Source organism: Brachyspira pilosicoli, assembly GCF_019402445.1.
Classification (GTDB): Bacteria; Spirochaetota; Brachyspiria; order Brachyspirales; family Brachyspiraceae; genus Brachyspira; species Brachyspira pilosicoli_B.
On record NZ_SRZM01000347.1, the window covers coordinates 1 to 6,468 of the forward strand.

Consider the following 6,468-nt stretch of genomic DNA (forward strand, 5'->3'; position numbering starts at 1 on the left):
CGTCAAAGTTTTTACCCTACGGGTACGCTTTGCGAAAAGTGCAAAATATTTTAGTTTTATATCTAAGAAGTATGTAAATAATATATTGTATTTTTTTACTATATATAAATTGTACTTCATAAAAATGCAGTCTTTTTGCTTCTTTGGGTCACGCCACAGGCACTCCCTTCGGTCGCAAAAAAAGTGGGGTGCTACACGGTGTGTACTTCGTTAAGGGCAAAGCCATGCAAATATTTTTATTTAAAAAATATTTTTTTGATATTAATTTATATTTTTATTTTATTCAACTTTTTCCCGCAGTTCACGCTTTGCAGACTTCGTCAAAGAACCAAAAAGTGCAAATATTTAAGTTTTTCTCTTACGTTTAGCCAAAGTGCAAGTTAAGAAAGGAATACTAATTATATTTTATATACTAAATATTAAAACAACATAAATATTTATTAATATACTCTTGAGACAAGTATATATAAAACTATACTTAAATATAATCAATAATCTAGTTTTATAAGATAATCTATTTTATCTACAAGCTTAGAGAAAGGACGCTCTACATTTATCATTGAGTTTTCTAATGCATTGCCGTTTTCATCTTCTATATATATCTCATAAAATAATTCTTTATGATCTTCTTTGTTTTCAAATGTAAGTCTTATAAAAATAAAATCATTGATATTTATTCTGTCTAATTTAGGCTCATATTCAAGCTTTTTTATCTCTTTGCTTAATAACTCTTTGCCTAAATGCTCTACTACAACATTGTATATAGATTCTAATTCTTTTCTTATATAATGTACGTTATTATCAAACATAAATACCCCTAATGTTATCTTACTTTATGTCTTTTTATTTTAGCTTCTTCCATAGATTTATTTTCCCATTCTATAGATATATTAGCAACTGTTGCATTTAATAATTCTTTTCTTGCAGCATTTTTTTGAGCAGTATCTAATGATGCTAGTTTGTTCATATCAGCTTTTTCTTCTGATAAAACTTTTATAACAGCAACACCATTATTTAATTTTATAACCTCGCTTTTATCTCCTACATTCAAAGAAAATACAGTGCTATTAAATATAGGGCTAGATGAATCTGGTATAACATTTTTATCAGTAGAATTTATGAAACCTTGAGCATAAGAAAATGGTGCTGAAGATTTATAGTATTTTATATTTCCATTGTTTAAAGTAGCAAAATTATTGTTATTGGCAACCGCATTTTTCAATACTTCTACTTGTTTAGATTTTTCTGCTTCAACTAATACTTTAAGATTAGCATTTAAATAACTATCTCTTAAAACTCCAGAATTAACATCTGTGTATTTTTCTGGTAATCTTATATCATTAACTAATACAACATAATAAACGCCATTAACATTGATAGGAGAGAGTAGAGTATTAGTAGTAATTTGTGTGTTTGTAAATACTCTGTCAGCTATGTTTTTATCAATTTCCATTCTTGTAACATAGCCTAAATGATAATCATTTGTGTAAATACTTTTTTCTGCTACAGTTTTATCAAATAAAGTAATATCATTTTTAAGAGTTTTATATACATTTTCTGCTTCTTTAGCATTAGCCATAAGTATCCAAGATATGTCAGCCTGTACAAAATTAGTTTTATTATCATTAAAATATTTGTCTATATCTGCCTCAAGTATATCTGCATTTCTTACTATCTCAGAAGCATCGATATAAAGCATCTCAATATCTCTTTTTGTGAGATTTTTGATATATTGTCTTTCTAATTCTAAAGAATTGATTTTAACACTATTAAATAACTCTAAAGCTATAGTTTGAGCCATAACGGTTTCTTTTAAATCTTTTTCTATTCTAATTTTTTCTGATTGAGGAGTATTTTTAATAAAAGCGTCATAAGCCATTTGGTTATAATTACCATTGCTGTCTATAAATTGGCTTTGCATATATTGAAGTATTATTTTATCACTTACAGTTATATTTTTTGCTGCTAAATCATCTAAAAGTATAGTAGTAACAGCTCTTCTAAAAGCTAAATCTTCTATATTGGCATATATATCAGCATTCATTGGTATTCCAAATTGTTGGTAATAATTTTCTATTTCTCTAAAAGCTTTACCATAAGGACTTGTAGAAGTATAGTATATAGGAGTACCATTAACAGAACCTATAGTAGGAGTTTTCTGACTTCCTCTAGTATCTATTACCAAAAAATATACTATAAGTAAAATGGATACAGCAGATACTCCAAGCCATTGCAAAGTTTTAACTACAGGACTCTTTTTTTTGATTACTATTTTTTTATTAGATGACATTTATTTATCCTCAAAGATTTTTTATTAATTAACTTTAATATGTTAATTATATAAAAAAGATTCCAAAAAATCAAGTAATTTTCTATTTGTATATTTTATTTTGAATGTGGATGTGCTCTATTGTATACTTCAAAAAGCCTATCATTTGTAACATGAGTATATCTTTGAGTAGTTGATATGCTTTCATGACCTAGTAATTCTTGAACACCTCTAATTTCAGCATCATTATTTAAAAGATGTGTGGCGAATGTATGTCTTAAAGTATGCGGAGAAAAATCTACACTTATATTAGCCATTCTCATAAGTCTTTTCATTGAGTTTCTAACGCTTCTATCGCTTATAGGTTTTCCAAATCTGTTTACAAACAAATAATTATTATTAGCACCATATTCTCTTTGTATAATTGCTCTTTTTTGCATATACAAATCCCAATTATCATATATTATAGGTATTAATGGTATCTCTCTTACCTTTGAACCTTTACCAAGTATTCTTAAAGTAGTGGACCCTTTATGCATCATATTAAGCTTAATAGATATTAACTCTGAAGCTCTTAAACCTATAGCATACATAAATATAGCCATCATTTTATCTCTTATAATAGTAAAATCATTTTCATCATCTATTTCTAATATTTTATCTATATCATTAAGTGATAAAAACTTAGCTATATGCTCTTCTCTTTTAGGGCTTTTCATGTTTATTATTCTAGTTTTATCTGAGTATCCATTTCTTATTAAATATTTATAGAATTTCTTTATAGAAGAAAGATGTCTTGAAGTTGTGGCATTTTTTAATTTTTTATTTTTTAATGATGCAAAATAATCTCTTATAGTGTAGTGAGTAGCATCGTTAAAGTCTATATTATTATCTTCTAAGAATTTTATATATTCTTTTAAATCTTTAGTATAACTATTGATTGTATGAGCGGCATAATTTAAAGTCTGTAAATAATCAGCAAACTCTTCTAATAAATTTTCTAGTTCATTAGCCTCTATTCTTTTTAATTGATTTTCCATAAACAAACCCTTTCAATAATATAGTACTTAAATAATTATCGAAAGTTTTATTTATAAATTTATGAAGTATGTTAACTACAGTGAATTTTTATTAATCATATTTTCTTTTTATATCGAATCTATTTCTAAAACTAGAATATACTGCAGGTATTATTATAAGAGTAAATACTGTAGAAAATAAAAGCCCACCGCAAACAGCAGTAGCCAATGGTTTATACATCTCTGTGCCGTTTCCTATTTTTAGCATCATAGGAAGCATTCCTAAAATTGTGGTTAAAGAAGTCATAAGTACAGGCTTTAATCTTCTTTTACAGGCTCTTAAAGCTGATTCATTCCAAGAAATATTCTCTTCTAGTACAACTTTATTCATATAATCTATTAAAACTATTCCATTGTTTACAACTATACCAACGAGCATTATAATACCTATTGCACTATATACGTTTAAAGTTTCACCACTAATATAAAGAAATATTAATGCTCCAAATAAAGCAAAAGGTACAGACAAAGATATTACAAAAGGCGTTATGTATGATTCAAATTGTCCTGCTATTATCGCATAAACAAATACTATAGCCATTATTAACGATATTAGTAATTGCTGAAATGATTCCTGCATATCCTCATAATCACCTGAAAAATTTATTAAAAATCCGCTTGGTATATATATTTTATTTAATTCTTCTCTTATATCTGCTATTATTTCGTTTACAGCTCTTCCATATGAACTTGCTGTTATCTCTATTATTCTATTATCATTTTTTCTGTTTATTTCTGTAGGACCTGTTGATTTAGATATTTGTACTACAGAGGATATTGGTATAATGTTTGTTCCTGTTGGTATCATTAATTTATACACGCCGTCTATATTATCTCTTGTGCTGTCTTCAAGCCTTACAACTATATCAGAATCTATATATAAAGAGTTTTCTAATGTCATAGTGCTAGCCACTGTTCCGCTAAAAGATGTACGAATTATACTTCCTATAGTATCTAAGCTAATACCTATTTTTGATATTAAATCTCTGTTTATAGTAAATAATATTTCATGATTTGAGTCATCTTCTTTTATAAGCACATTTCTTATTCCTTCTACTTTAGAAACTGCATTAATAACATTGCTTGCCACATCATAACCAATATCTAAATTATCTCCAACTAATTCTATTATAATAGAGCTGTAATCTTTAGGTTTTCCCATAGCAACATTTTCTGAGTTTAATTCTATTCTTCCTGGGTAGCCATTTACTTTATTTCTTATCTCTTCTATATAATAGTTAATATCTTTATCTCTTCCTTTTTCTCTATCTATTAATTTTACTCTCACCTCTCCATGATGTTCATTTCGCCCTGTTCTCACTCTTGTTTCATAATAATCTATATTTTCTCCAACACTATTTTCTATATCATCTTCCATTCTGTCAATAAATAAATCTGTAAATTGCACCCTAGTTCCAACAGGCATTCTTAGTCTTGATATTATAGTTCCCGCATCGGATACAGGATAGCCTTCTTTTGGTATTTTTATAAGCATTAATAATAGTAAAGAAAATAACACTGAAAATATTATTAAAAATGATTTTCTTTTATTTTTCATCACTAATGATAATAGTGTTAAATAAAACTTTTCTGTTTTGCTATGAATATTATTTTGAAAAAATGTCTCTAATTTTGTAAACTTAAAACTGTTGTTTTTAATTCTAGAAGCAAGTAAAGGTACTATTGTGATAGCCACAAAAAGAGAAGTTAATAGCGATATTGATACGGTTAAACATAAATCACTAAACATTTGTTCCACTTGACCTTTTACAAATAAAAATGGCAAAAAAACTGATACGCTTGTTAGAGTTGATGCTGTTATTGCGACAGAAACTTCACTAGCACCATTTGCCGATGCTTTTATATTATCTATTATATTATTGGAGTTTTTATTATGTATAAAAATGTTTTCAAGCACTACTATAGAGTTGTCTAGCATCATTCCAACACCAAGGACTAATCCTGAAAGAGATATAATATTTATTGATATATCCAAAAAATACATTAATATAAATGTTGTTATTACTGATATTGGTATTGATATTGATATTATAATTACACTTTTTATATCCCATAAATATATCATAAGAATTATTATTGCAAATAAAGCCCCTTGCCATATTGTGCTTATTACATTTTTTATTGAGTTATTGATTGTATCAGAGCTATTGAATAATACTTTATAATATATTCCATAAGGCAACTCCATTGTTTCTAATCTTTTATTAACATCTCTTGATATTTGTATGATATTAGCACCAGATTCTTTTGTTATAGCTACACTTACTGCCTTTTGACCATTGATTCTTACTATCTCAGCTTCATCATCATAATATTCATACACATTTGCTATATCTCTTATTTTTACAGGATATATATTATTTTTTAAAGCTACAACTACATTTTCTATATCATTTATATTTTTAAACTCTCCTTTGGTTCTTATTCCATATTTATAAACTCCCTCATAAGTTTCGCCTCCAACTATATTTTGATTTTCTATAGAGAGAGTTTTTACTATATCATTAATATTTATAAAATATGCATTTAGTCTATTTAGGTTTATATCTACATAAATAGTTTTTTTAAGTCCGCCTCTTATCTCTGTTTGTGCTACTCCTTCAATTTGTTCTAATGATGTGAGTATTCTGCTGTCTATTAAATCATATAATGCACTTAAATTATCAATACCAAAAAATGCTATCTCCATTATAGGGCTAGCATCGCTTGAAAACTTTGAAATATTTGGATTATCAACATCATCTGGCAGCTCGCTTCTTATCATATCTATTGCTTCTCTGATATCATCTGCAGCAGTTTGTAAATCAGTTCCCCAATTAAACTCTATTTCTATATTAGATTCTGATTCTTTTGATTTTGATTTTATGTTCTTTACATTATTTACTGAAGATATAGCACTTTCTATTAGCCTTGTAACATTTTTTTCAACTTCTTCTGGAGCAGAGTTTTCGTATACTGTTTTTACGCTTATAATAGGAATCTCCATATTAGGTAAATAATCTACTTTTAATTTAGATATACTTACAAATCCTATTATAAATACAGAAACTAAAGTAACAGATACTGTAGTAGGTTTATTTATTATAAATAGTATAAACT

Annotated in this window: 4 protein-coding genes; all 4 read right to left on the bottom strand. The window is 27.0% G+C overall.

Annotated features, from left to right (window positions below; all coding sequences use genetic code 11):
* Positions 1 to 488: 488 nt before the first annotated feature.
* A complete protein-coding gene (locus E6A48_RS10460) occupies positions 489 to 809 on the bottom strand; it encodes a hypothetical protein (protein ID WP_013245063.1) in 321 nt (106 codons plus the stop codon).
* Between the two features lie 14 nt (positions 810 to 823).
* Positions 824 to 2,290, bottom strand: coding sequence for a peptidylprolyl isomerase (locus E6A48_RS10465; RefSeq protein ID WP_219710144.1), 1,467 nt, complete (start codon positions 2,288 to 2,290; stop codon positions 824 to 826).
* Between the two features lie 95 nt (positions 2,291 to 2,385).
* The gene (locus E6A48_RS10470) at positions 2,386 to 3,309 is read right to left on the bottom strand and encodes a tyrosine-type recombinase/integrase (protein ID WP_219710145.1); all 924 of its coding nucleotides are present in this window, start codon (positions 3,307 to 3,309) and stop codon (positions 2,386 to 2,388) included.
* A gap of 91 nt (positions 3,310 to 3,400) precedes the next feature.
* A partial coding sequence (locus E6A48_RS10475; RefSeq protein ID WP_258018603.1) for an efflux RND transporter permease subunit occupies positions 3,401 to 6,468 on the bottom strand: 3,068 nt, incomplete at its 5' end.